This is a genomic window from Micromonospora sp. NPDC049257 (assembly GCF_040678915.1).
Lineage (GTDB): Bacteria > Actinomycetota > Actinomycetes > Mycobacteriales > Micromonosporaceae > Micromonospora > Micromonospora antibiotica.
The window spans coordinates 1-24,166 of sequence record NZ_JBFAQU010000037.1; the positions used below are offsets into that span (position 1 = coordinate 1).

Here is a 24,166-nt window from a genome sequence, read left to right on the forward strand (position 1 = left end):
GGCCAGCAGGGCCGCCACACTGCACCCCACCATCCCGCCGCCGACCACGCTGACCCGGTCGCCGACCAGCGGCGCGGCGTCCCACAGGGCGTTGGACGATCAGACAACGGTCCTCGACGTAGTCGATGCCGGCCTCCTCGGAGATCCGCCGCGCCTCGGCCGAGACGATGCCGAGCTGGAGCCAGACCGCCGGAGCACCGATCGCGACCGCCTGACGGACCACCTCCACCGCGTCCCGGGCCGGTCGGAAGACGTTCACCAGGTCCACCGGGTGCGGGATGTCGGCCAGCGAGGCGTACGCCCGCTCACCGAACAACTCGTCCACCGTCGGGTTGACCGGGATGATCCGCCAGCCGTACCGCTGCATCTGCGCCGGCACCCGGTGTGCGGCCTTGCCCGGGTCGCGGGACGCACCCACGACGGCGATCACGGCTGAGTCGGCGAGGAGCTGCTGGGCGGTCCGCATCCGCCGAGCCTAGCTCCGAGGGTCAGAACCATCCTGCGCGCAGCGCAGCGCCGGGTGGGGGCACGGCGGCGCGGCCACCGTCGCGGACGGACCAGGCCAGCCTCACAGTCAGAGCAGGGCGAGCTGTTCGCCGGTGGGCGTGGGCGACGGGTCCGGGGGCCGGCGCGTGTCGCCGGGTCCGCCCTGGTGCAGGCCGTGCCGGCGAGCCGCGATCCGCACCCGGGCGGTCACCTCCCGCTGGTACGCCTGCGGCGGGTAGGCCCCGGACCGGTACAGCTCGCGATAGCGGGGGACCAGGTGGGGGAACTCCCGACCGAGCCAGTACGCATACCACTGGCGGGCACCGGGACGCAGGTGCAGGGTCAGCGGGGTGACGCCGGTGGCGCCTGCGGCGGCGATCGCCGCGACGGTGGCGTCGATCGACTCGTCGTCGTCGCTGAGGCCGGGCAGGATCGGCGCCATCAGCACCCCCACCTCGAAACCGGCGTCGGTGAGCCGGCGCACCGCGTCGAGCCGGCGGGCCGGGCTCGGGGTGCCGGGCTCCACCGCCCGCCACAGCGCCTCGTCGACGAAGCCGACCGAGAACGACAGGCTGACCCGGGTGACCTCGGCGGCCTGCCGCAGCAGCGGCAGGTCGCGCAGGATCAGGGTGCCCTTGGTGAGGATCGAGAACGGGTTGGCGAAGTCGCGCAGCGCCTCGATGATCGGCGGCAGCAGCCGGTAACGGCCCTCGGCCCGCTGGTAGCAGTCGACGTTGGTGCCCATCGCGATCGCCGCGCCCCGCCAGCGCGGGGCGGCCAGCTCGCGGCGGACCAGCTCCCCGGCGTTGACCTTGACGATCACCTTGCGGTCGAAGTCCGCCCCGGCGTCGAGATCGAGATAGGTGTGGGAGCTGCGCGCGAAGCAGTAGACACAGGCATGGGTGCAGCCCCGGTAGGGGTTGATCGTCCAGCTGAACGGCACCCGTGACTCGCCCGGCACCCGATTGATGATCGACTTTGCCTGCACCTCGTAGAAGGTCATCCCGGCGAAGTCAGGGGTGTCGAAGGTGCGGACGATCGCTCCGGGCAGCGCCAGCGGCAGGGGTGGCGTCGCTGGCACTGCCCGGTCGGGATGCTCCTCGTCCGGGGGAGCGGAGAGGTGATCCCAGCGCATGCCGATTATTCGAACATGTGTGCGACCGGAACGCAAGTGACCTGACGTGGCCCGGCCGTGGGTGCGGTGCTCAGTGCTGGTGGTTGGCCAGCTGCTTACGCACGTCGTCCATGTCGAGGGCCTGGACCTGCTCGATCAGGTTCTCCAGGGCCGACTCGGGCAGCGCGCCCGGCTGGGCGAAGACGATCACGCCGTCCCGGATCGCCATGATCGTCGGGATGGAGCGGATGTCGAACTTGGCCCCCAGATCCTGCTGCGCCTCGGTGTCGACCTTGCCGAAGGTGATGTCGGGGTGCTTTTCCGACGAACGCTCATAGACCGGGGCGAACCGCTTGCACGGGCCACACCACTCGGCCCAGAAGTCGACCAGCACGATGCCGCTGCTCTCGGTCACCTCGTCGAAGTTGGCCGTGGTCAGCTCAACGGTTGCCATTGGACTCTCCGATCAGCGCAGATTGCGTTTTCCGTCCGGTAGAACCAGGTGGTACCCCGGCAAATTCCCGGGTGGGGGACGCCGAAACCGGCACGCTCGGGACGGCCTGATCATGCTCATCGAACCGCGTCGGTCGATGTGCGCATGCGGACTGCACTTGCATGACGCATTTGCGTGACCGCCCGTGATGGGAGCGTTTCCAGGGAGATCGCCCCCCGGACCAGCGAACACGCATCGATTTGTGGCCTGACAAGGTGCTACTTCACCTGCGGAGATCGCTCTCTCGTTGATCAATAATGACTCTCCGTATTGTTACGAAAAGATAAATGTGACCTCCGTCTCTGTCCGTTCATCGCTTCGGTGGGGCAGAATCTTCGACATCAGAGCGTGGGCGGCGGGTGCCGGGGAGGGCCCCGCCGCTCATTGCGTCTCCCCCCGGGTTGGCCCTGGTGTGACATTTCCCCGGCCCCCACGCCCCCCGCATCTCCTTAACCACCGCTAAGGCGGGAACCGGCGGTAAGACGCGCCGGGTCGGACTCCGTCGGCTCGTCGGCCAGGGCCCGGCAGGGCGTCGTCACCCGTCGACGGGCAGGACGCAGATCCGCAACAACCACGACGAGGGCCAGTCGGGCGTCTTCCGGTCCGGCCGCCACGGCGCCGGGTGTCTCGAGGCCCGCCCCGGGCGGTTCGAGGCCGGCTGTGGGGCGGATCGAGGCAGGACCGGCCCGTCGCCCGTCGCGGTGGGCATATGCTGACGGCGGAGGTCCTGATGAGCCACTCCCTCGCCGGAGAGCCGCCCTCTGCCGGACGGCGTGCCGCACCGCTGACCACCGCCGCCTACTCCGCCGTCGAGTGGGACCTGCTCACCACCCTGCCCGGCCGGGTGCTGGTGGCCGCCGCGTCGCCCGGTCCCGGTCGTCCGGCCCGGGACGTCGCCGCCGGTCTCGTCGGACTGGACGCCGTCGCCGCCGGTCGGGCCTCCGACAGTGACCTGGTACGCGCCGTGGCCGCCGCGATCTACGCCCGGCACGACGGTGCGACCGCCCCGACCGGCAGCGCGACCGCCCCGACCGGCAGCGCGACCGCCCCGACCGGCAGCGCGACCGCCCCGACCGGCAGCGCGACCGCCCCGACCGACAGTGCTGCTGCCCTGGCCGGCGGGCTCGCCGATCCGGCGGAGCTGCCACAGGTGTGCCGGGCCGCCGTGCGGGTGCTGCGCCGCCGGGCCGACCCGGCCGACTCCGCCGCGTACCGGCAGTGGGTGGAGTCGGTGGCGGTGCGGGTCTGCCGGACCGGCACCCCGCAACCGAGCCACCGGCGCTTCCTGGACCGCCTCGGCGACGCCCTGGACCTGCGCTGACAGGTGCACCGTCGACCGGTGGTGCCGCCGACCCGTCGTGGTGTCGGCCGGGGTGGCGTGCGGCGGTGGCGGCGGCGGGCCGTACCCTCTGGCAATCGTGACCGAGGACCAGCTCGACGTGGGTGTCGGACCGTGGGTCGGCGACCTGCCGGACGACCCACGCTACGACCCGGAGCTGCTCGCGGCGGGCGACCGGCGCAACGTGGTGGACCGCTACCGCTACTGGCGGCGGGAGGCCGTCGTGGCCGACCTGGACGAGCGGCGACACGACTTCCACGTGGCCATCGAGAACTGGCAGCACGACTTCAACATCGGCACGGTGGTCCGGAACGCCAACGCGTTCCTCGCCGCCGAGGTGCACATCGTCGGGCTGCGGCGGTGGAACCGTCGGGGCGCGATGGTGACCGACCGCTACCAGCACGTCCGGCACCACCCGACGATCGAGGAGTTCGTCGGCTGGGCCGGCGGGCACGACCTGCCGGTGGTCGGCATCGACAACCTGCCCGGTTCCCGGCCGCTGGAGACCACCACCCTGCCCCGGCGCTGCGTGCTGCTCTTCGGCCAGGAGGGCCCCGGCCTGTCCGACGCCGCGCGGGCCGCCTGCGACCAGCTCTTCTCGATCGCCCAGTACGGCTCGACCCGGTCGATCAACGCCGGGGTGGCCAGCGGCATCGCCATGCACGCCTGGATCCGCGCCCACGCCGCCGCCCCGCCGTCCTGACCGGCACGCCGCTGGTCGGACCGTGGCCGACCCGGCCCCGGGTGGCTGCCCCCGATCCTCGCCGGCTGGGCGGGACACCGTAGTGGGAAAGGTGGCGGCGGGTCGGCGGGGTCGGCTTGACGGACCCGCATCGTCGGGCCACGGTGGGGATGTGAGTGTCATGGTGAGTTGTCCGAGGTGTGCGGGGCAGGTGCGCCCACCGGACCTGATGCACGGTGAGTCGCGCTGCGTCCGTTGTGGGCCGGTCGCCCCGCTGCACGTGCCCGAGCACATCGACGCCGAGATCGTGGCGAGCGTGGTGGAGCGGGTGGCTGCCGAGGGTGGCCCAGAGCGGCCCGCGCTGCCGCTGTGGTGCCCGTGGCCGCTGCCGGCCGGCTGGACGGTCACCGGGGTGGCCTGGGCCGGGGACGAGGCCGGTGGTGTCCGGGCCACCGCCGTCGCGTGCGCCGGTCCGGCGCCCCTCGGTGGCGGTCCGGCCGAACTGGTCCTGGTGGCGGAGGAGCCCGGGGTCGGACTGGGCACCCGATTCGCCGGGCTGGCCGGTCCGGACCCCGGTCCAGAGTTGACGGAGGTGCTGGCCGGGCCGGGTCCCGGCCCTGGTCATCCCGAGCACGTCGAGCCGGCGCGGATCCGGGTGGGCGGTCATCCGACTCCACTGTGGTTGGTCAATTCCGCCACGGATCGAAGCGCGTACGCCGGTGAGGCTCGGGGAATGTGGCTTCATGCGATAGCCTGGCCGGCGAGCGCGGGTCACCTCCTCGCGGAAGATGTCGTCCTGCACGACCTCACCGAGTGGACTCCGCCCGAGCTCGTGTTCGGCGCACCGTCCCCGTACCTGCACGGAGGGGCTTGACGGCCCTCCGGGTGAGTCGGAGATGGGACGCAGATATTCACGCTACGACATCATGCTGATACTCTGGGTGCCGCTGCGGTAAACGGACCCGGCGCCGCGCGAGAGGATGGCCCGCTATGGTCAAGAAGGTCCTCACCTGGGCCGGTATCGCATTCTTGATCTTCTTCGTTGCCTACCGGCCAAACTCGGCAGCGGACGTCTTCAAGTCGCTCGGCGGTGGCATCGTGGACATCGCCCAGGGCTTCGGTGACTTCTTCACGAGCCTCGTCGCCTAGCCGCCGATGGGCAGCCCCTCCGGACCCCCGTTCGACCCGGACGATCCCGGCCGGGACCGCCGGGAGCGGGACACCGAACCCATCCCGAGGTACCGACCCGACGACGGGCCGGCCTACGGGTCCGGGGCGGGACCCGCCAGTGGACCGTCCTTCTCGGACGACGCCGGCTACGGCGACGTCCCGGGATTCGGGGGTCAGGGGCGGACCTGGGTCCGTGATCCGGAGGCGGGCTACCAACCGCCGGTCATCTCCGAAGAGGAGCTGTCCGGTCTGCGGTCCGACTCCCAGGGCATGGCCCCCCGCCGGGTGCTCCCCCTGGAGGACGAGCCCAGCTCCCTCGTCGCCCGCTACCTCTTCCCGACCGAGCGCTACCGGGGCGAGTGGAAGCGGCACTGGATCCACCTCGCCACCCCGATCGTCGTCGGCGTGGCGGCCACCTTCATCCTCGGCTACCTCTCCGGCTTCCTCGCCGGGCAGGACGTCGGCGCCCTCACCACCATCGCCGTGCTGCTCTGGTTCGGGGTGATGGGCTGGGTCGCCTGGAAGGTCGCCGACTGGTGGTACGACCGGTTCATCCTGACCAACAAGCGGGTCATGGTGGTCAACGGCATCGTCACGCGCAAGGTCGCCATGATGCCGCTGGCCCGGGTCACCGACATGAAATACGAGCAGACCCCGACCGGCCGGGCACTCAACTACGGCACCTTCGTGCTGGAGTCCGCCGGCCAGGAGCAGGCGCTACGGGAGATCAAGAACCTGCCCAACCCGAACGAACTCTACCTGCGGGTGGTCGAGGAGATGTACGAGCCGCAGGCGGTCGAGGCCCGGTTGGGCAAGGAGGCCGACGAGGCCAAGGCCGACGACGGCGCCTGACACGTGTCGTCCGTCCGTCGGACGAACTGCACACCTTCCGCCGTCGACCGGGTGATGCCCGGCATGGCAGTCTGCCAGGCGGGACGGCGTGCGGAGGTGAGCGGTGGCCGACCGGGATCCGCTGGAGGACGAGTTCCGTGACTTCGTCGCGGCGCGCTCCAGTGCCCTGCTGCGGACCGCCTACCTGCTCGCCGGGGACTGGGCCACCGCCGAGGACCTCCTCCAGACCGCGTTGACCAAGACGTACCTGGCCTGGCGGCGCCTGGGTGGGATCGAGGCGGTCGAACCGTACGCCCGGCGGGTGCTGGTCAACACGTCCACCAGTTGGTGGCGGCGGCGGTGGCACGGTGAGCGGCCCACCGAGGTGCTGCCCGAGCGGGCCGGAGTGGACGAGATCGAGCAGCAGCTCGACCGCGACGTCCTCTGGCGGCACCTGCGGGCGTTACCCGCCCGGCAACGTGCCGTGCTGGTGTTGCGCTACTACGAGGACCTGTCGGAGGCCCAGACGGCGGCCCTGCTGGAGATCTCCCCCGGCACGGTGAAGAGTCAGACGTCCCGGGCCCTGGCCACCCTGCGCCGCCGGCTCGGGGCGGAGGCGTTGCACGACCTGACCCCCGAACCGGTCACCCGTCCGACCACAGCCACGACCACCCGGACCACCTCCACCGGGGCAGTTCAGGCCCCCCGGCCGCCGTCACCCGGGCGCACCACCGGGCAGACCCGGACATCCGCACCGGGCACCCCGGGCGAGCCTGTGCCGGGCCACACCGGGGTGATGCCGGCCCGCCCCGGCGCACCGGCCCGGACGGGGACGGGGCGGTCCGGCGCGGCGCGCGTCGTACCCGGGGAACGGGCGGGTACCGGCCCGGCGTCGCCCCGGCCGGTGGGCGCGGGCGTCCTGCCGATCCCGACCGCGCCGCTCGCCACGGAGACCCGATGAAGCCCGCACCGTCGCGGCCCGGCAACCAGACCGACGGGTCGGGGCGTCAACTCCTCGTGACGCACGACGACGAGCTGGAGCGGGCGCTGCGGGAGACGTTGTCCCAGCGGGTCGCGGTGCCGCACCGGCTCCCCGTCGACCCGGCCGGGTTGGCGCTCGGCCGGGCCCGGCGGGTCAGGCGGCGGCGCACGGTCGCCGGGCTCACCCTGGCCAGCATCGTGACCGCCCTGGCGGCCGGCGGCATGACCCAGCTCGGTGGGCAGGCGGACCAGCCCACCGCCCCGACCGTCGTGCTCGGCGACCCGCAGGGGGTGGCCACCCTGTCCCCCGACCCGGTCGCTCCCCACCCGGCGGACCGGCCGACCGACGGCGAGGTCGACCTGATCGTGGCCGGTGCGCTGGTCACCGCCGCCGGGCAGCGGTACGAGCTGGGGATCGGGCCGGTCGAACGCGCGCAACGCCTGCCCGACCGCGGCGGCTGGCTGCTGACCGGGGCGGTCACCGCTGCCGGCCGTACCCTCTGGGTGGTGCCCTCGGGCGGGAAACCGCAGGCGTTGCTCGCCGGTGCCGACGAGATCGTGCTGTCACCCGACAGCCGGCAGGTGGCCTGGCGCGACGACGGCCGACTCTTCGCCGCCGGGATCGTGGCCGGGCAGCTCATCGCCTCCGTCGCCGGGCCGTCCGTCGACGCGGTCCCGGTCCGGGTGGTCGGCGACCGGGTCCTGCTGCGGGCCGCCCCCGAGGGTGGTCACCTGTGGTGGCGGTGGAGCCCGGCGGGGCCGCCCGGCATCGTCGCGCCGGACGTCCAGGAGGTCTACGGGACCCGGCCGGACGGCCGGCTGGTCGCCCGGGTGCGGGTCGGCAGCGGGAGCTGCCTGGCCCTGCTCGACCCCGACCTGGCCCCGGCGAGCACCCGGTGCGACGTGACCCCGACCGCCGACGGCCGGGGCGCGGTCTCTCCCGACGGACGTTGGTTGCTGGTCAACGGCCGACTCGCCGGATCGGACGACGCCATCCTGGTCGACCTGGCCGGCACCGTCCCAGCCCCACGCGGCGCCGGCCCGGCGATCGGCGGTGCGGTGGTCTGGACCGACGACCACGATGCGGCGTACGTCGACGGGGACGGCGACCTCGCCCGGGTGCGCCCCGACGAGGTGCTGGCGGACAGGCCGGCCACCCCGACCCCGGTGGCCGGCGCCGGGGCCGACGCCCGACCGGTGGTGGTGGCCGGCACCGGGTGACCTGCCCCGACCCGCCCGCCGGTAGCGTCGGGACCATGCCCGCCCGCCCGCTGATCGACCTGCACGCCCACTCCACCGCCAGCGACGGCACGCTCGGCCCGGCCGAGCTGGTCCGGGCCGCCGCCGACGCCGGGTTGGACGTCGTGGCGATCACCGACCACGACACCACCGCCGGTTGGGCGGCGGCGGTCGACGCGTTACCGGCCGGGCTCAGCCTCGTGCGGGGGGCGGAGCTGTCCTGCCGCTGGCACGGTGCCGAACCGGCGCTGCCGCTGCACCTGCTGGCGTACCTGTTCGATCCGGAGCACCCGGAGCTGGTCGCCGAGCTGGCCCGGGTCCGGCAGGCCCGGGAGGTACGCGGGGAACGGATCGTCGAGCTGCTGCGCGCCGACGGGATCGACGTGAGCTGGCCGGAGATCCTGGCCGCCGCCGACGGAGGCACGGTGGGTCGCCCGCACATCGCCGCCGCGCTGATCCGGTCCGGCCTGGTCACCACCACCACCGAGGCGTTCGGCCCGCAGTGGCTGGGGCAGCGGTACCGGCTACCCAAGGACGACATCGACGTGTTCCGGGCCGTGGCCCTGGTCCGGGCGGCCGGCGGCGTGCCGGTGTTCGCCCATCCCCGGGCCAGCCGGCGGGGGCGGATCGTCCCGGACACGCTGATCGCCGAGCTGGCCGACGCGGGGCTCGCCGGCCTGGAGGCCGACCACGAGGACCACACCCCCGCCGAGGCGGCGCACGTCCGGCGGCTCGCCACCGACCTGGGCCTGCTGGTCACCGGCTCGTCGGACTTCCACGGCAGCCACAAGACCGTCCGGCTGGGCGCGCACACCACCGCGCTGGAGGCGTACGAGCGGATCGTCGCGGCGTCCTCCGGAGTGACCGGCGTCGCTTCCGGCTGATCCGCGTTCCGCCTGCCAGCGGCACCGCTACCCTCGTCCGGTGGATCTCAAGCTCTTCGGTGAGGTCTTCGTGACCCTGCTGGTCATCGTCGACCCGCCGGGCATGATGCCGATCTTCCTCGCCCTGACCGGCCCGCTGCCGGCCCGTGACCGCAACCGGGCCGCCTGGCAGGCGGTCGCGTTGGCGCTCGGCGTCATCGTGGTCTTCGCCGTCGCCGGCCAGACCCTCCTCGCCTACCTGCACGTCGACCTGCCGGCGTTGCAGGCGGCCGGTGGCCTGCTGCTGATCCTGGTCGCGCTGGAACTGCTCACCGGCAAGGCGGACGACCCCAGCCAGCAGGCCACCTCCAACATCGCCCTGGTGCCGTTGGGCACCCCGCTGCTGGCCGGCCCCGGCGCGATCGTGGCGACCATGCTGTTCGTGCAGCAGGCCGACGGGGTGGGACAGGTCTCGGCGATCGCCGCCGCGATCGTCGCGGTGATGCTGGCGGTCTGGATCGTGCTGCGGTTCTCCGGCGGCATCGTCAAGATCCTCCGGCCGGGTGGCATCGAGGTGCTGACCCGGATCGCCGGCCTGCTGCTGGCCGCCATCGCGGTGCAGCTCATCGCCGACGCGGTGGCCGCCTTCGTCACCCAGTACGTGAACATGAGCTGAGTCGCCCGTCGTGCCGCCGCCGGGCTGTCGCACCGGGCTGGCAGGATCACCGGGGTGCGACGAGCCTCCTCCGCCGGTACTCCCCGGCCCCGCTCCGGCCAACCCGAGCAACTCGGCTTCGCCGGCATGCCCGAACGGCTCTTCACCTGCACACCCAGCAAACTCGGCGCGTATGCCGACTGCCCCCGCCGCTACCGCTACGCCTACCTGGACCGGCCCGCCCCGCCCAAGGGGCCGCCGTGGGCGCACAACTCGCTCGGCGCGAGCGTGCACACCGCCCTGAAGAACTGGTATGCGCTGCCCGTCGACCGGCGGCGCCCCGAGGCGCTGCCCGCCCTGCTCAAGGGCACCTGGGTCCGCGAGGGCTACCGCGACGACGAGCAGGAGCGGGCGGCCTACCAGCGGGCGCTGGGCTGGCTGGAGGGGTACGTCGCCACCCTCGACCCCGGCGACGACCCGCTGGGCGTGGAACGCGTGGTCGCCGTCAAGACCGCCGTGCTGGCCTTCAACGGGCGGGCCGACCGGATCGACTCCCGCCCCGGCCCGGACGGCCCCGAACTGGTCATCGTCGACTACAAGACCGGCCGCACCGGGCTGGACGCCGACGACGCGCGCGGCTCGCAGGCACTGGCCCTCTACGCGTACGCCGCCGAGCGGACGTTCCGCCGACCCTGCCGCCGGGTGGAGCTGCACCATCTGCCGACCGGCACCGTCGCCGGGCACGACCACACCGTCGAGTCGCTGACCCGGCAGCTCAGCCGCGCCGAGGACACCGCCCGGGACATCATGGCCGCCGAGCGGTCGGTGGCCGACGGAACCGACCCGGACGAGGCGTTCCCTGCCGTCGCCGGGCCCCGCTGCGGCTGGTGCGACTACCGGCGTACCTGCCCGGTCGGCGCGCAGACCCCCGGCCGCGAGCCGTGGTCGGCGATCGACCGCCCCACCGCTCCGCAGGCCGACTGACCGACCTCCCGCGTCGGGTCTACCCGTCCCGGATGGTCAGGCGGCGGCGGTGAGACGGGCGGCACGGTCCTTCGCCGCCTGCTGGATCGGGCTCTCCCGCCAGTTGCGGGGCAACGCCGCCAGGGCCAGTCGCAGCGTCCGGACGCTCAGGTCGGCCGACAGCGCGGTGGTGGGCAGTCCCAGCCCGCCGTAGAGTCGCAGCGCCCACGGTGGCAGCAGCCCGAGCGCCGTGCCGGCCACCCCGAAGTACGCCCAGCGTGGCGGCCCCAGGCTCAACCCGAGGCGGGCCGGCCGGCTCAGCTTCCACGGGATCGGCGGGGCGGTCAGGAACAGCGCGGTCTCCGCCGCCTCCCTGGTCATCCGTAGCTCGGGCCGGACCGCCCGGTAGTAGTCGGCCACCTCGGCGGCGCTGCCGGGCACCCCGGCCGGGTCGAGCCCGACAAGTGCGGCGGCCCGCCGCTGCTCGGCGTAATATCCGTCCACCTCGGCATCGGTCAGCGACAGACCGGCCCGGCGGGCGGTGCCGACGAACGACTCGGCCCCGGTGACGTGCACCCAGCGCAGCAGATCCGGCTCGTCGATCCGGAACCGCTCGCCGGTGAACGGGTCGGTGGCGCGCAGCCGGGCATGCAGGGCCCGCAACCGCCGGCCGGCCGCCTCGGCCTCGGCGGTGGTGCCGTAGTTCACCGTGTCGATGTACGTGCCGGTGCGGACCAGCCGCCCCCAGGCGTCCGACCGGTAGTTGCTGTTCTGGGCCACCCCGGCCATCGCCCGGGGGTGCAGGGTCTGCAGATAGAGGGAGCGCAGGCCGGCGACGATCAGGATCGGTTCGTCGTGCACCTTCCAGGTGACCGAACCGGGACCGAAGAGGCCGAGATCGTCGGTGTCCACCCGTCAACAGTGCCACGCTCGACGAGGTACCGCCGTCCGTCGTCGTGACCCTCGCCCGGAACCAGCGGGTGCGGGACGGGCCGGGACGCGGTGAACCGGAACCTCCGCCACCGCGTGTACGCGTACGGCGAGACGCTGCGACACCAGGCTCGACGTACGCTGTCTGCCGCAACCCGCATTCCACGCTCGGAGGTGTCGGTGTTCAAGGAGATCAACGGTCTGCCAGGTCACGTCCTGGTGGTCCATGCCGTGGTCGTCTTCGTCCCACTACTCGCGCTGCTGGCCAGCGCCTACGGGCTGATGCCGCGCTGGCGGCCCCGCCTCGACTGGGCGGTGGCCATCCTGGCCGTGATCACCCCGGTCCTCGCCTGGGTGGCGACCGAATCGGGGGAGGCGTTCGAGGAGGCGCTGCGGGCGAAGGGCTACTCGCCCGAGCTACTCGCCAAGATCCACGAACATTCCGAGTACGGCGAGACGCTGCAGTGGTTCACCATCGGGCTGGCCGTGGCGGCGCTGCTGCTGCTGGCGGTGACCAGCAGTCGGGTGCGTACCCCGAACCTGCCCGGCTGGGCACCCTGGGTCCTCACCGCGATCGTCGTGGTGCTGTCGGTGTTCGCGCTCGTCTACGTCTATCTCACCGGGGACAGCGGTGCCGCCTCGGTGTGGAGCAACACGTTCTGACCAGTCGCCTGCGTGCTGACCGGTCGGCCTGGCTGCCCGGCAGCATGGCGGCCCGGTCGGCATGGCGGCCCGGTCGGGCCCGTTCGGCCTGGCTGCCCGGTCGGGCCCGGTCGGTTGTCCGCCTGCTGACCGGTTGTCCGGGTGCTGAGCGGTCTTGTTCGTGCTGACCGGTCGGCCTGGTCGGCCTGGTCGGTCGGCGCGTGGGCCGGGCAGCGCCTTCGGCGTGTGCGCCGGATGGCGTTCGGGAGTGTTCGGCGGGTGTTCAGAACAGTGCCCGGGAGCAGAGCAGACAGAGCAGCAGTAGCAACACGGTGCCGATGACCGCGCCGACGCTCCAGGTGACCCGCTGCGCCCGTTGCTCTGCCGCGTCCATCGCCTCCATGTCCTGCGCCGGCAGGGTGCGGGCGGGAGTCGCTTCCAGGTGCACCGGGGGACGCCAGCCCGGCGGCGGTGGCGTGGTGGGCGGCGGCCCGTGGTAACCACCCCGCCCCGACCAGGCCGAACTCGTCCCCGGTGCGGTACTGCCCGTCCAGGGAGTGGTCGGGACCGTTCCCGGGATCGACGTACCCACCCTCGGCGGCGCGGCCGGCTCACCGGACGGCGGGCCGGCCGGTGGGCTGGCGGGTCGACCGGACGGCAGGCCGGGTGCCGGCGCGTCGACCGGGCTGGCCCAGGGCGAGGGCTGGTGCGTCGCCCCACCTTCCGCTTCCCCGGCACCCCCGGCACCCGCGCCGGTCGCGACCCCGCTCTCTGCCCCGTGTTCGGTTCCGGCACTGGTTCTGGTCTCGGCCCTGGTTTCGGCCCCGGCCTCAGGGGCCGCGTCAACCCCGGTGGTGGGAGATCCGTCAAGGTGGTGCGGGGCACCCGTTCCGCCGGGGATGGTGCTCGGGTGAGGCTGGCGGGTCGAGAGTGTCGGCTCGGTGGTGTCCGCTGGGCTGGTGGTGTCCGTCGGGCTGGCGGGGCGTGTCGGGGGTGTCGGCCCGGCGGGTGCGGGGGTGGGCGGCTGTGCGGGTGGGCGTCGCCAGTATTCGTCGTCGGGGCTGGCACCGCTGGGGGTCGTCACGCCATCCGACGCTACCAACGTGAGGGCCGGACGCGGCGGACCCTTGCCGGGGAGACCCGGCAGTTGGCCGCCGTGGTGGTGTGCGGGAAGTGGGCGGTCTGAGGAGTAACCTTGCCGCTCGTGAGCACCGAGGATCTGGCCGGCGGCGGTGTGCCCGGCGATGACGACCGCGCGGTCGACCTCAGCGACGACTTCGTGGTGCTGCCTGAGCAGACCGCCGACGACACCGACTTCGGGTGGGGTGAGCGCCGGGACGGCAACGACGACTGGTTGCTCGCCGAGCGCCCCCCACACTGGAGTTGACCATCGTCGGCCGCCGGTGGGCCGCAACATCCACTCCAGGGTGGCGACAATGCGGTTCCGGATGGGCGCGATATCGCTGTCTCGGCCCGCAGTCTGGCGGTCAGGCGGTGTGGTCGACGACGACCTTGCCGAAGACCTCGCCGCAGGAGTGGATCATCCTCGGATGACGACGCTGAAGCGGCTCCCTTCCGGCTGACCGACGGACCGTTGCGCCTGATCGGGGCGTACGGCCAGGTAGAGCGCAGACGAGCCGTCCCCGGCCCCGGCGCCCACCACGTCGAGGACCAGGGCGTCGGCCGCCAGCAGAACAGGTGCTCCAGCGCTGCGCCCGGCCGGCAGCACGAGCAGGTCGACCCGTGCACCGGGGCGCAGGACCGCGAGGGCGGCCGGTTCGGCCAGGCGGACGGGCACTCCCACGAAGCCGCTCGGCAGCGGTACGGCAGTCGGGGTGCCTTCCTCGGCGGGCCTTCCGGTCTCCTGCGTACCGGACCGGGGGTCGCCCACCCCGTCGGGGACGCCGGCCCCGCTGACGCCCGGTCGTACCGTCCGATGGTGCGGCTGGCCGGACTGGCCGCCGACGGCGGGCCCGGCCACGGTCGGTGGGTCCGGACATCCCGCCGCGTTGAATGTGCCGGCGGGAGGTCCGGCCGCGCTGGGCCTGCCGGTGGCGGGATCTGTGGCATGGGGCCTCCCCATGGGAGGTCCCGCCGGGCCGAGGGCGACGGCAGGTGGTGGGGCACCGGTGGAACAGCCAGCCGGGGTGTCCATGACGATCACCGCCAGCCCCAGCAGGACCGCCACCAAGGCCGCCCGCAACATGGTCCCCCCACCGGGGCGACGCGGCCAGCGGAATGCTCGCAGCGAGCCTTCTCCATCGACCGCACCGGTCACCATGCAACACCCTCTGCCGCTCACCGGATGCCCTGGCGGCACCCCCCGGCCCAGCAGGCTATGTCGCACCCACCCAAACCCCACGCCCCCTCACCCACACCCTGTGGACAACACCCCGCCTGTGGAAAACCCCACCCCCACCCGTCCCCCCACCCCCGTCCCCCCACCCACCCACAAGTGGCGTGATCAAGAGGTTTGCGTCAAATACCGCGATCAACTTGACGCAAATCTCTTGATCACTGCGTCAACGTGACGCAAAGCTCTTGATCGCGGGGGCGGGGTGGGGCGGTGGGGGAGGGGGTCAGGAGGTCGTGGTGGTGGGGGCGGGCTTGGTGGAACTGGTCGAGCCCGACGGGCCGGAGGTGGTGGACGAGGAGGACGAGTTGGGGGTCGAGGAACCGCCCGAGGTCGACGACGAGCCGGAGCCCGAGGAGTCGCCACCGGAAGAGGTGCCCTCCGACTTCGCCGGCTTCGTCGTGCCGCCCTTGCCCTCGGTGCCCGCCGCCCGGGAGTCGGTGCGGTAGAAGCCGGAGCCCTTGAACACGACCCCGACCGAGTTGAAGACCTTGCGCAGCCGCCCCTCGCACGCGGGGCACTCGGTCAGCGGCTCGTCGGAGAACGACTGCACCGCCTCGAGCTGGTGGCCGCACGCGGTGCAGGCGTACTGGTACGTGGGCACGTTCTCCTCCGGATCTGGTTCAGCCGATTGGCACTCGACGTATTCGAGTGCCAATGGTGCGTCATCGGACCCGGGTTCGTCCAGCGGACGTGATCGTCACCCACCCGCCGGGAGGTCCGGACCAGCGGGGGAGCAGGCGCGAACCGGACCTCGGCGAGCCGGGTCCGCACCCCACCACCGGCGAAGTTCGACGCCGTCGGCGCACCGCCCGCCGTCGGCAGGGCGCCACCAGCGAAGTCCGACGTCGTCACTGCACCGCGCCGCCGCAGAGCCCGACGCCGTCACCGGACCGCAGAATCAGCGGAGTCCGACGTCGTCAGCGCACCGTGCCACCACGGAGCCCGACACCGTCAGCCGAAGCGGGGCCCGACGCCGTCAGCCGACCGCAGCATCAGCGGAGCCCGACGCCGTCAGCGCAATCCCGTCCCGGGTGAGCAGGCGCAGACCTTCCGACGGGGTGAGAGCCGCCCGCACCGGCCGGTCGTGCGGCTGGGCGGGCAGCACCGGGAGCAGTTCACCGTCGTGCAGCAGCGCCACGGTCATGGTGGCCGCCGGTACCCGGGCCAGCGCCCGGTCGTAGGAGCCGCCGCCCCGGCCCAGCCGTAGGCCGTGCCGGTCCACCGCCAGGGCGGGCACCACCACCAGGGATGCTCCGACGATCGCCGTCCGGCCCCGCCGGGGTCCGTGCGGCTCGCGCATCCCCCGGCCGGCGGCGACCAGGGTGCCCGGTCCGGCGTACGGGGCCCAGTCCAGGTCGAGGTCGTCGCGGAGCACGGGCAGCAGCAGCTCCGCCCCGGCCGGCAGCGCGGCCCGGAGCACCTCGGGCAGGTCGGGGCCGCCCGGCTCGGAGCCGACCGGCACGTACCCGGTCATCGTGGCCGGCCGCAGGCGGCGTACCAGCGCGGTCAGTTCGGCTTGGACGCGCGTCGCGGCGGCGGAGCGGTGGGCTGCGGTGAGCGCCCGGCGGTGGGCGAGCAGCACGGCGCGTGTCTCGCGTTTGGCCGCGTGGAGGGCTTCCGCTTCATCAGAAAAATCGGGCACGCAACACTCCTGACGCAACGCTGTCAATGTGGTCGCTCTGTGTCAGCATCGCAGGAACGGGCCTGGAACTTCCGGGGGGACAGCGTTGACGCTACGCGGGCGGTTGACGGCGGCCTTCCTCACGGTGGTGCTCGGTCCCGTGCTGCTCGGCGCGGTCTTCGTCGGCACCACCCTGTCGACGGTGGACCGCACCCGGTCCACCGAACGGCTCGGCCTGGCCGCGTCCGCCGTGCGTACCTCGATCGACGCGTTGTGCCAGCAGTTGCGGGCCGCCGCCGACGCGGTGGCCCTGCGCCCCGACCCGGCGACCCGGGCGGGCGCGGCCGGTCAGGTGGTCAGCCGGGGGTTGGCCACCGCCGTGCTGGTCACCGACGTGACCGGTGGCACCACGTACGCCACCCCGGGTGGGCCGGCGACTCCGTGGCAGGACTGCGCGGGCGTCCGCACCGGCGGACCGGTCCGGGCGCTGAGCGCCCGGGTGGACCTGCGTGACCCGGCGGGCACGCCGCTCGGCGCGGTGGCCGCCGCCGAGGTGGTCGACCCGGCGTTCGTGGCCCGGCTGGCCGCCGCGACCGGCGTCGCGGTCACCCTCCTCGACGACACCGCCGGCCCCGACCGGATCACCCACACCACCGAGACCCGTCGGGTACGCGACGCGGTGCTCGCCGCGGCCGGCACCCTCGATGGTGACCGGGTCACCGCGACCCGGGACGGCCGGTACGTGCGGCGGCTCGGGCCGGCCCCGGGGCAGCCGTTGCCTCTGGTCCTTTCCGTGGCCGGGGAGCGACCGTCGGGCCTGCCGGCGGCACTGGTCGGGGCGGTGCTGCTCGCCGTGGTGGTGGCGGTGCTGACGGCGTGGCGGCTGGCCCGGGTCACCACCCGGCCGTTGGTGGAGTTGGCCGGTGCGGTGGACCGGGTCGCCCGGGGTGACCTGACCGCCCGGGTGCCGGTGCGCAGCCGGGACGAGATCGGCGGGCTCGCCGCCGCGTTCAACCGGATGATCCGGGAGACCGCCGGGTACGTGGCTGCGCTGACCAGCAGCCGGGACCAGTTGCGGGGGCACCTGAGGGTGCTCGGGGACACCCTGGCCAGCACCCACGACCTGCAACGCATCCTGCGGGTGATCCTGCACAGCGCGATCGCGGCGACCGGGGCGCGGGCCGGGGCGGTGCTGCTGGTCGACGACGCCGGGGTGCTCGTCGGGCAGTGCGCGGAAGGGCTGGCCGGGCGTTGCCCACCGGGCACCGAGCCGGAGGAGTTGCGGGTGCCGGTGGGCACGGGGGTGGTCGGTGCGGTCGCCGCCACGGGTGAACCGCAGCGGGGCCGGGTCCCGTCGGGCCCGACGCCGACCGGCGAACCGTGGTGCGAGACGTACGTGGCGGTGCCGTTCACCGCACCCGGTGGGGACGCCGCCGGCCGGGACCCGGCGGTCGGGGTGCTGGTCCTCTACGACCGGTTGGGCGTCGGCGAGTTCGACGACGACGACCTGGCGACCCTGCGGACCTTCGCCGGGCACGCGGCGGTGGCGGTGGAGAACGTCCGGGTGCACGAGGAGGCGCAGCGGTTGTCGTTGACCGACCCGCTGACCGGGCTGTGGAACTACCGGTACCTGCGTGAGTCGCTGCGCCGGGAGGTGGAGCGGGCCAGCCGGTTCGGCCGGATGCTCAGCATCCTCGTCCTCGACCTGGACCGGTTCAAGATCGTCAACGACAGTTACGGGCACGCCGCCGGGGACGCCGTGCTCGCCGAGTTCGCCCGCCGGGTCCGGGGCGAGATCCGCGAGGTGGACCTGGCCTTCCGGCAGGGCGGTGAGGAGTTCGTGGTGCTGCTGCCGGAGACCGACGCCCGGGGCGCGGCGACCGTCGCCGAGCGGTTGGGCGCGGCGGTGCGGGAGGCCCCGGTCGTGGTCGCCGGCCACGCGGGTGTCCCGACCACGATCGCGGTGTCGGTCTCGATCGGCATCGCCGTCTATCCCGACCACGCCTGCACCGGCGCGGAGGTGCTGGACGCCGCCGACGAGGCGTTGTACGCGGCCAAGGGCGCCGGCCGTGACGGCTACCGGGTGGCGACGGCGCGGCCCCGACCGACGCCGGCAGCCGACGGTGCGGTCGAGGAGATCGCCGTACCGGCGGGGGCGACCAGCCCGGACGACGGCCTGCCCCGGGCCGGTCCGCCCGTCGGGCCGACCAGCGCCACCCGGCCACCCGCCCACCGGCCGCCCACCGACCGGGTAGCCGGCGACGACCTGCCGACCGACGGGTCGATCGACCTACCTGCCGACGGGTCGACCGGTGGGCCGGCCGGTCGGCACGCCGTCGGTGCTCCCGGTGTGACGCAGCCGGGCGGCGCGTCTTCCGGTCCTCACCCGCCGCGGCAGAGCCGTGGCCGATAGTCTCGCGGCATGTCGGAGCACTCAGCGAACCCCTCAACGACCGCCGCGACCGGTCGCGCCCGCGCGGTCAAGGCCGTGATCCCGGCCGCCGGCCTGGCCACCCGGTTCCTGCCGGCCACGAAGGCGGTGCCCAAGGAGCTGCTACCGGTGATCGACCGACCGGTGCTCCAGTACATCGTCGAGGAAGCCGCCCAGGCCGGCATCGGTGACGTGCTGCTGATCACCGGTCGCGGCAAGACGTCGATGGTGGACCACTTCGACCGTCGCCCCGACCTGGAGGCCCGGCTGGAGGCCAAGGGCGACGCCGAGCGGCTCGCCGCGGTCAAGCGCCCCAGCGAGCTGGCCGAGATCTACACCTGCCGGCAGCCGGAGCAGCTCGGCCTCGGCCACGCCGTCGGGTACGCCGAGTCGCACGTCGGCGACCAGCCCTTCGCGGTGCTCCTCGGTGACGAGTTCGTCAAGCCGTCGGAGCCGCTGCTGCCGGCCATGTTGGAGCTCCAGGCCCGTACCGGCGGGGTGGTGCTGGCGTTCTTCGAGGTCGACCCGGCCGAGACCAAGCGGTACGGCATCGCCTCGGTCGAACCGGCCGAAGCGGAGCTGACCGACATCGGAGAGGTCGTCCGGGTCACCGGCATGGTGGAGAAGCCCCAGCCGGAGGACGCCCCGAGCAACCTCGCCGTCCTCGGCCGGTACGTCCTGCCGGGGCGGATCTTCGACGCGATCCGGCGTACCGAACCGGGCAGCGGCGGGGAGATCCAGCTGACCGACGCGATGGAACTGCTGCGCAGCGAGGGGGTGCCGGTGCACGCGATCGTCTACCGGGGCACCCGCTACGACACCGGCATGCCGCTGGGCTACCTCCAGACAGTCGTGCAGATCGCCGTCGAGCGGGAGGACCTCGGCGCCGAGTTCCGCGCCTGGCTGACCGAGTTCGTCAACAACGGCGACGAGACGGTCACCGCGGCGATCATCAACGGGGTACGCGACACGGCGGGCGGCTCCGGTACATGACCTCGACGGCCGACGCCGAGGCGGCCGCGAACGAGTTGACGCCGCTCGCCGACTACCTGGGCAGCGTGCTGCGCAGGTTGCGCGCGCTGCCCCCGCTCGACCTCGACCTCACCCAGGCGTACGGCAACGTCCTCGCCTCGGACGTCGTCGCCCCGCACTCGTTCCCCGCCTTCGACCAGGCGGCGGTGGACGGGTACGCCGCGCGCTGGGAGGACCTCGTCGGGTACGGCCCGATCCCCACGCAGGGACCGGGCCGGGCGGTGCGGCTCAACGTGGTCGGCGACCTGGGCGCGGCGAGTTGGCGGCCGGTCCGGCTGACCCCCGGCTCGTGTTTCTCGGTGGCGGCCGGTGCGCCGATGCCGATCGCCGCCGACGTGGTGGTGCCGGTGGAGTGGACCGACCAGGGCATGGCGGCGGTGGAGATCTTCCGTACCCCCAAGCGGGGGTACGGTGTCCGTCGTGCCGGTGAGGAGTTGCCCGCCGGTACCGTCCTCGCCCGCGCCGGCACGTACGTCGCCCCGGCGTTGGTGGCCGTGTTCGCCGCCACCGGCATCGGACACGTGGTGGTCCGGCCCAGCCCCCGGGTGGTGATCGTGGCCACCGGCGACGAACTCGTCGACGTGGGCCGGGGCAGCCAGCCCGGTCAGGTGGTGGACGCCAACTCGCACGCGTTGACCGCCGCCGCCGCCGAGGTGGGCGCGTTGGCGTACCGGGTGGGGATCTGCGACGACGACCCGGAGGGGCTGCGTGGCCTCCTGGAGGACCAGACCCTGCGGGCCGATCTGATCATCACCACCGGCGGCACCGGCACCGGCCCCGGTGACATGGTCCGGCGGATCCTGTCCCGCCGGGAGGGCGGCCGGGCCGGGCCGGTGACGTTCACCGATGTGGCGCTGTACCCCGGCACGGCCCTCGGGTTCGGTACCGTCGGGGCCGAGGAGGTGCCGGTGGTCTGTCTTCCCGGTGAGCCCGGTGCGGCGTTGATCGGCTTCGAGGTGCTGGCCCGGCCGGCGATCCAGCTGCTGGCCGGTGCGGAGCCGGTGTTCCGGCCGAGCGTACGGGCGCATCTGTTGGAGACCATCTCGTCGCCCGGTGGGCTGCGCGAGTTCCGGCCGGCGCACGTGGCCGAGCGGCGCGGCGGGGGCTACACCGTGCAGCCGCTCAGCGGTGGGCCGTACACCCTCTCCGGGTTGGCCGAGGCGAACGGCCTGATGGTGCTCGGTGAGCGGGTGACCACTGCGGCGGCCGGCTCCACGGTGGACGTGTTGTTGCTGGACCGACGGCGGTGAGCCGGCGCGGGTCGGCCGCCGCCCCGGGCGTGGACGGGAGGTCGGCGCGGTGAGCTGGTTCGGGCGGGTGCCGGGGTGGCCGGTGATGCTGATGGACGGTCCGGTGGTGCTGCGACCGTACCGGCGGTCCGACGCCACCGCCTGGTCGGCGGTTCGTCGGGCGAACCGGGCCTGGTTGGCGCCCTGGGAGTCGCACCTGCCAGGCAGTTGGGACGAGACGAACTCGCCGGCTGCGTTCCGTTACGTGCACGCCGACCAGCGGCGTTCGGCGCGTAGCGGTGAGGGGATGCCGTTCGCGGTCTGCCTGCGCGAGGACGGGCAGGAACGGCTGGTCGGGCACCTGAACGTGGGCAACATCGTCCGGCGGGCGTTCTGCTCCGGCTACGTCGGCTACTGGGTGGACTCCCGGGTGGCCGGGCGTGGGGTGATCCCCACCGCGATGGCGCTCGCCGTCGACCACGCGTTCGGCCCGGGTGGACTGCACCGGGTCGAGGTGAACATCCGGCCGGAGAACAAGCCGTCCCGGCGGGTGGTGGAGAAGCTGGGCTTCCGCGAGGAGGCGTACCACGTGCGCTACATGCACATCGACGGGGTCTGGCGGGACCACATCGGATACGCGCTGACCAGCGAGGAGGTGGCCGCCGAGGGTGGTCTGCTGGCCCGCTGGCACCGGATGCGTCACGAGGCCGGGTGAGTCGTCCCACGGATGGGATCCGGCGCGGCGCGTCGGCATCCCGGTCGGCGGCCCGTAACCTCAAGTAACTGCAAGCTGCGGCAAGCACCGCCCGACCGCAGGATCTGCGTCGAGAGTGATCTTTCGGGGAAGATCTTGCTGATGTTCGGTGGTTGCCCCGAAATTCGGTGACGGGAGGGGTGAGGGTGCCGACCTCGGTGCTCCTCGCCGTCCTCGCCGCCGCCGGCCTGCTCGCCCTCGCGCCGGCGCTGGTCCGTCGGTACGACGCCACCGAGCGGCTGGTGGCGGAGCGGGCGCAGTCGACGGCGCGGGTGCTCCAGCGCCGCCGGCGGCGTCGTACCGTCCCCGGTCGGCGACCGGTCAACCAGCCCCGGGCGCTCGTCGTCACCCTCGCCGAGGACGCCACCACCGGGAACCTTGCCGCCCCGGTCTCCGCGCCCCCGGCCCCCGGCCGTCGTGCCGCCCTGTCGGCGTCCGCCCGCCGCTCCGGCCGGCTGCGCGCGGTGCCGCCCGCCCCCCGGCAGGCCCGTCGGCGTCCACCCCGGCCGCACACCCCGGCCGTGTACCGGCGGCGTCGGGTGCTCGCCGCGCTGCTGCTGCTCAACCTCGTCGAGCTGGTCGGCGTGATCGTGGTCAGCCCCGGCTTCTGGATCAGTTTCTCGGTCACCGCCGCCCTGCTCGTCGTGTACGTCGTACACCTGCGGCGGCGGGCGCTGGCCGAACGCCGTCGGCGGCGGCTACGGGCCCGGGAGGCGGCGTGGCTCGCCGCCCGGCAGGCCGAGGTGCGCCGCGAACAGGCCCGTCGGGCGGCGGCCCGCCGGGAGGCGCAGCGCCGCCTGGCCGCCCAACGCGAGGCGGTACGCCGCACGGCGATGGGCCTGGACCGGCCGACCGACCTGCCGGCGGCGGCCAGCGGGGGTGGTTCGGTGTCCTACCGCCGCTCCGGCGGCCTGCGTGGCCGCCCCTACCAGTCCGGCCGCGACCCCCGCTGAACCCGGGTCCGGCCTGCCGCCCCGCCCGCCCTACGTGCTCGCCCTGCTCGGGCTGGTCGGGTCTCCTGATCGACTCACGTGGGCCGAAGTGGCGCTACCCGGGCGCTCGGATACCCCAACGTCGGCTCACCGGTGCGGCGGACCAGCCGGTTCGCGCGGCGGGAGGGGTGATTCGCCCGGGGGGCGGGTGGGCTGTTAGTCTTGCTGCCGGCCCGCCCGGTGAAAGCCGGGTGGGACCGAAGCCGGTTCCATCCGGCGGAGGGGCTGTGGCGCAGTCTGGTAGCGCACCTCGTTCGCATCGAGGGGGTCTGGGGTTCGAATCCCCACAGCTCCACCAGCAACATTCGATCAAGGGCGGGCCCCACTCGGGGCCCGCCCTTGATCGTCGTGGGCCGGGACCGGGCGACGCCGACCGGGGCGCTCAGGGGATGGTCACGCCGTAGACGGCGAGCGCCTCGGCGATCGGCTGGTAGAAGGTGGTGCCGCCGCTGGTGCAGTTGCCGCTGCCGCCGGAGAGGATGCCGAGGATCAGCCCGGTCCCGGCGACGTAGAGCGGCCCGCCACTGTCGCCGGGCTCGGCGCAGATGTTGGTGCGGATCAGCCCGGTCACGCTGCCCTCGGCATAGTTGACCGTCTGGTTGAGGCCGGTCACCGTGCCGCACCGGACGCCGGTGGTGGTGCCGCTGCGGCAGACCGCCTGACCCACGTACGGGGTGCCGACGCCGTTGATGGTGAGCAGGCCGGGATGGGTGTAGACGGCGCTCGGGTGGCTGACCCTCCCGGTGTAGCGCACCAGACCGAAGTCGTTGCCGGGGAAGCTGCTGCCGGCCCGGCTGCCCAGCACGGTCGTCCCGCCGCTGTCGGCGTACCAGGTCGTCGCGGCGGCGGTGCAGTGCCCGGCGGTGAGGAAGTAGTAGGTGCTGCCGCTGTGCACGTTCGCGCCGAGCGAGCAGCGGGTGCCCCCGCCGTAGACGGCCTGCCCCCCGGCGATGAGCAGGCGCAGCCGGCCGGGCTCCCGGCGCAGGTCCGCGCCGGCCCGCGCGGCGGTGGCGCGCAGCGCGCGTACCTGCTCGGGTGCGACGGTGTCGTCGACGGTGAGCGTCAGGCGACCGGTGACCGGGTCGGGTCCCCAGGCGGTGCCGACGGTCCGCACGTCCTGCACGGTCGGCCCGACGGCCCCGGGAGATGCGGCGGCCGGTCCGGCGGCACCGGGGTGCACGGCGGCCGGGTCGGTGCCGCCTGCGTACGCGCTGGCCGGGGTCGCCGGCAGCACGACGACGGTCAGGGCCAGGGCGACGAGCGAGAGACGACGCATCTCCCACCTCCCTCTGGATCGGTAGAGTTCGATTCGTTAAGCATCCGCCGATGCCGGGGCCGATTCAAGCGACGGCAGCGATTCCGG

25 protein-coding genes, 1 tRNA gene and 1 pseudogene are annotated in these 24,166 nt (G+C 73.7%); 18 read left to right on the forward strand and 9 right to left on the reverse strand.

Annotated features, from left to right (window positions below):
* Positions 1-94: 94 nt before the first annotated feature.
* The 3 genes and pseudogenes from AB0K25_RS29780 to trxA form a co-directional block, all read right to left on the reverse strand.
* Positions 95-466, reverse strand: a pseudogene (locus tag AB0K25_RS29780) (CoA-binding protein); the annotation flags it as partial.
* Between the two features lie 108 nt (positions 467-574).
* On the reverse strand, positions 575-1,621 hold the full coding sequence (locus AB0K25_RS29785; RefSeq protein WP_219466814.1) for an Rv2578c family radical SAM protein: 1,047 nt from the start codon (positions 1,619-1,621) through the stop codon (positions 575-577).
* Positions 1,622-1,691: 70 nt separating this feature from the next.
* The gene (gene trxA, locus AB0K25_RS29790; protein ID WP_219466818.1) at positions 1,692-2,054 is read right to left on the reverse strand and encodes a thioredoxin; all 363 of its coding nucleotides are present in this window, start codon (positions 2,052-2,054) and stop codon (positions 1,692-1,694) included.
* 748 nt (positions 2,055-2,802) lie between these two features.
* Here trxA and AB0K25_RS29795 point away from each other — a divergent pair.
* From AB0K25_RS29795 to AB0K25_RS29840, 10 genes are all read left to right on the forward strand, one after another.
* Positions 2,803-3,414: a hypothetical protein gene (locus tag AB0K25_RS29795; RefSeq protein ID WP_363823811.1), complete on the forward strand. Its 612-nt coding sequence runs from the start codon at positions 2,803-2,805 to the stop codon at positions 3,412-3,414.
* 97 nt (positions 3,415-3,511) lie between these two features.
* Positions 3,512-4,135, forward strand: coding sequence for an RNA methyltransferase (locus AB0K25_RS29800; protein ID WP_208570380.1), 624 nt, complete (start codon positions 3,512-3,514; stop codon positions 4,133-4,135).
* Between the two features lie 160 nt (positions 4,136-4,295).
* A complete protein-coding gene (locus tag AB0K25_RS29805; RefSeq protein ID WP_307799879.1) occupies positions 4,296-4,988 on the forward strand; it encodes a DUF6758 family protein in 693 nt (230 codons plus the stop codon).
* A 116-nt stretch (positions 4,989-5,104) separates the two neighbouring features.
* Positions 5,105-5,263, forward strand: a complete 159-nt coding sequence (locus AB0K25_RS29810; protein WP_165942702.1) for a hypothetical protein — start codon at positions 5,105-5,107, stop codon at positions 5,261-5,263.
* A 6-nt stretch (positions 5,264-5,269) separates the two neighbouring features.
* The gene (locus AB0K25_RS29815; protein WP_219466827.1) at positions 5,270-6,136 is read left to right on the forward strand and encodes a PH domain-containing protein; all 867 of its coding nucleotides are present in this window, start codon (positions 5,270-5,272) and stop codon (positions 6,134-6,136) included.
* A 103-nt stretch (positions 6,137-6,239) separates the two neighbouring features.
* Positions 6,240-7,076 (forward strand): SigE family RNA polymerase sigma factor, encoded by an 837-nt coding sequence (locus AB0K25_RS29820; RefSeq protein ID WP_363823813.1) that lies wholly within the window; start codon positions 6,240-6,242, stop codon positions 7,074-7,076.
* Positions 7,073-8,317 (forward strand): hypothetical protein, encoded by a 1,245-nt coding sequence (locus tag AB0K25_RS29825; RefSeq protein ID WP_219466830.1) that lies wholly within the window; start codon positions 7,073-7,075, stop codon positions 8,315-8,317. Before AB0K25_RS29820 ends, AB0K25_RS29825 begins: the two co-directional genes overlap by 4 nt.
* A gap of 35 nt (positions 8,318-8,352) precedes the next feature.
* Positions 8,353-9,219, forward strand: a complete 867-nt coding sequence (locus AB0K25_RS29830; protein WP_357536148.1) for a PHP domain-containing protein — start codon at positions 8,353-8,355, stop codon at positions 9,217-9,219.
* 40 nt (positions 9,220-9,259) lie between these two features.
* Entirely contained in the window at positions 9,260-9,874 is a 615-nt protein-coding gene (locus tag AB0K25_RS29835; RefSeq protein ID WP_208570384.1) for a MarC family protein, read from the forward strand.
* 126 nt (positions 9,875-10,000) lie between these two features.
* The gene (locus AB0K25_RS29840) at positions 10,001-10,837 is read left to right on the forward strand and encodes a PD-(D/E)XK nuclease family protein (RefSeq protein ID WP_363823829.1); all 837 of its coding nucleotides are present in this window, start codon (positions 10,001-10,003) and stop codon (positions 10,835-10,837) included.
* Between the two features lie 36 nt (positions 10,838-10,873).
* Here AB0K25_RS29840 and AB0K25_RS29845 read toward each other — a convergent pair whose 3' ends face one another.
* Positions 10,874-11,728 (reverse strand): oxygenase MpaB family protein, encoded by an 855-nt coding sequence (locus AB0K25_RS29845; RefSeq protein ID WP_219466840.1) that lies wholly within the window; start codon positions 11,726-11,728, stop codon positions 10,874-10,876.
* 198 nt (positions 11,729-11,926) lie between these two features.
* Here AB0K25_RS29845 and AB0K25_RS29850 point away from each other — a divergent pair, with 198 nt between their 5' ends.
* Positions 11,927-12,409, forward strand: a complete 483-nt coding sequence (locus AB0K25_RS29850; protein WP_208570420.1) for a DUF2231 domain-containing protein — start codon at positions 11,927-11,929, stop codon at positions 12,407-12,409.
* A gap of 262 nt (positions 12,410-12,671) precedes the next feature.
* Here AB0K25_RS29850 and AB0K25_RS29855 read toward each other — a convergent pair whose 3' ends face one another.
* The gene (locus AB0K25_RS29855) at positions 12,672-13,049 is read right to left on the reverse strand and encodes a hypothetical protein (protein WP_357536334.1); all 378 of its coding nucleotides are present in this window, start codon (positions 13,047-13,049) and stop codon (positions 12,672-12,674) included.
* A gap of 543 nt (positions 13,050-13,592) precedes the next feature.
* Here AB0K25_RS29855 and AB0K25_RS29860 point away from each other — a divergent pair.
* The gene (locus tag AB0K25_RS29860) at positions 13,593-13,775 is read left to right on the forward strand and encodes a hypothetical protein (RefSeq protein WP_255599277.1); all 183 of its coding nucleotides are present in this window, start codon (positions 13,593-13,595) and stop codon (positions 13,773-13,775) included.
* A 153-nt stretch (positions 13,776-13,928) separates the two neighbouring features.
* Here AB0K25_RS29860 and AB0K25_RS29865 read toward each other — a convergent pair whose 3' ends face one another.
* The 3 genes from AB0K25_RS29865 to AB0K25_RS29875 all read right to left on the reverse strand — a co-directional run bounded on the left by AB0K25_RS29865 (position 13,929) and on the right by AB0K25_RS29875 (position 16,386).
* Positions 13,929-14,369 (reverse strand): hypothetical protein, encoded by a 441-nt coding sequence (locus tag AB0K25_RS29865; RefSeq protein ID WP_255597878.1) that lies wholly within the window; start codon positions 14,367-14,369, stop codon positions 13,929-13,931.
* 598 nt (positions 14,370-14,967) lie between these two features.
* Positions 14,968-15,345 carry an FmdB family zinc ribbon protein gene (locus tag AB0K25_RS29870; RefSeq protein ID WP_208570387.1) on the reverse strand — a complete coding sequence of 126 codons (378 nt, stop codon included), beginning with the start codon at positions 15,343-15,345 and terminating at the stop codon, positions 14,968-14,970.
* A gap of 375 nt (positions 15,346-15,720) precedes the next feature.
* Entirely contained in the window at positions 15,721-16,386 is a 666-nt protein-coding gene (locus AB0K25_RS29875) for a 5-formyltetrahydrofolate cyclo-ligase (protein ID WP_363823817.1), read from the reverse strand.
* Positions 16,387-16,471: 85 nt separating this feature from the next.
* On the opposite strand from AB0K25_RS29875, the gene AB0K25_RS29880 reads away from it, so the two are divergent.
* From AB0K25_RS29880 to AB0K25_RS29905, 6 genes are all read left to right on the forward strand, one after another.
* Complete coding sequence (locus AB0K25_RS29880; RefSeq protein WP_219466847.1) at positions 16,472-18,778, forward strand: diguanylate cyclase; 2,307 nt, start codon at positions 16,472-16,474, stop codon at positions 18,776-18,778.
* 9 nt (positions 18,779-18,787) lie between these two features.
* Positions 18,788-19,789: a UTP--glucose-1-phosphate uridylyltransferase gene (locus AB0K25_RS29885; RefSeq protein ID WP_219466850.1), complete on the forward strand. Its 1,002-nt coding sequence runs from the start codon at positions 18,788-18,790 to the stop codon at positions 19,787-19,789.
* Positions 19,786-21,078, forward strand: coding sequence for a gephyrin-like molybdotransferase Glp (gene glp / locus AB0K25_RS29890; RefSeq protein ID WP_208570391.1), 1,293 nt, complete (start codon positions 19,786-19,788; stop codon positions 21,076-21,078). The genes AB0K25_RS29885 and glp overlap by 4 nt, the downstream gene beginning before the upstream one ends.
* Positions 21,079-21,163: 85 nt before the next feature.
* Positions 21,164-21,772 (forward strand): GNAT family protein, encoded by a 609-nt coding sequence (locus tag AB0K25_RS29895; protein WP_208570421.1) that lies wholly within the window; start codon positions 21,164-21,166, stop codon positions 21,770-21,772.
* A 179-nt stretch (positions 21,773-21,951) separates the two neighbouring features.
* Entirely contained in the window at positions 21,952-22,764 is an 813-nt protein-coding gene (locus AB0K25_RS29900; RefSeq protein WP_219466852.1) for a hypothetical protein, read from the forward strand.
* Positions 22,765-23,024: 260 nt separating this feature from the next.
* A tRNA-Ala gene (locus AB0K25_RS29905) sits at positions 23,025-23,101 on the forward strand.
* Between the two features lie 84 nt (positions 23,102-23,185).
* Here AB0K25_RS29905 and AB0K25_RS29910 read toward each other — a convergent pair.
* Positions 23,186-24,079, reverse strand: a complete 894-nt coding sequence (locus tag AB0K25_RS29910) for a S1 family peptidase (protein WP_363823818.1) — start codon at positions 24,077-24,079, stop codon at positions 23,186-23,188.
* Positions 24,080-24,166: the final 87 nt, after the last annotated feature.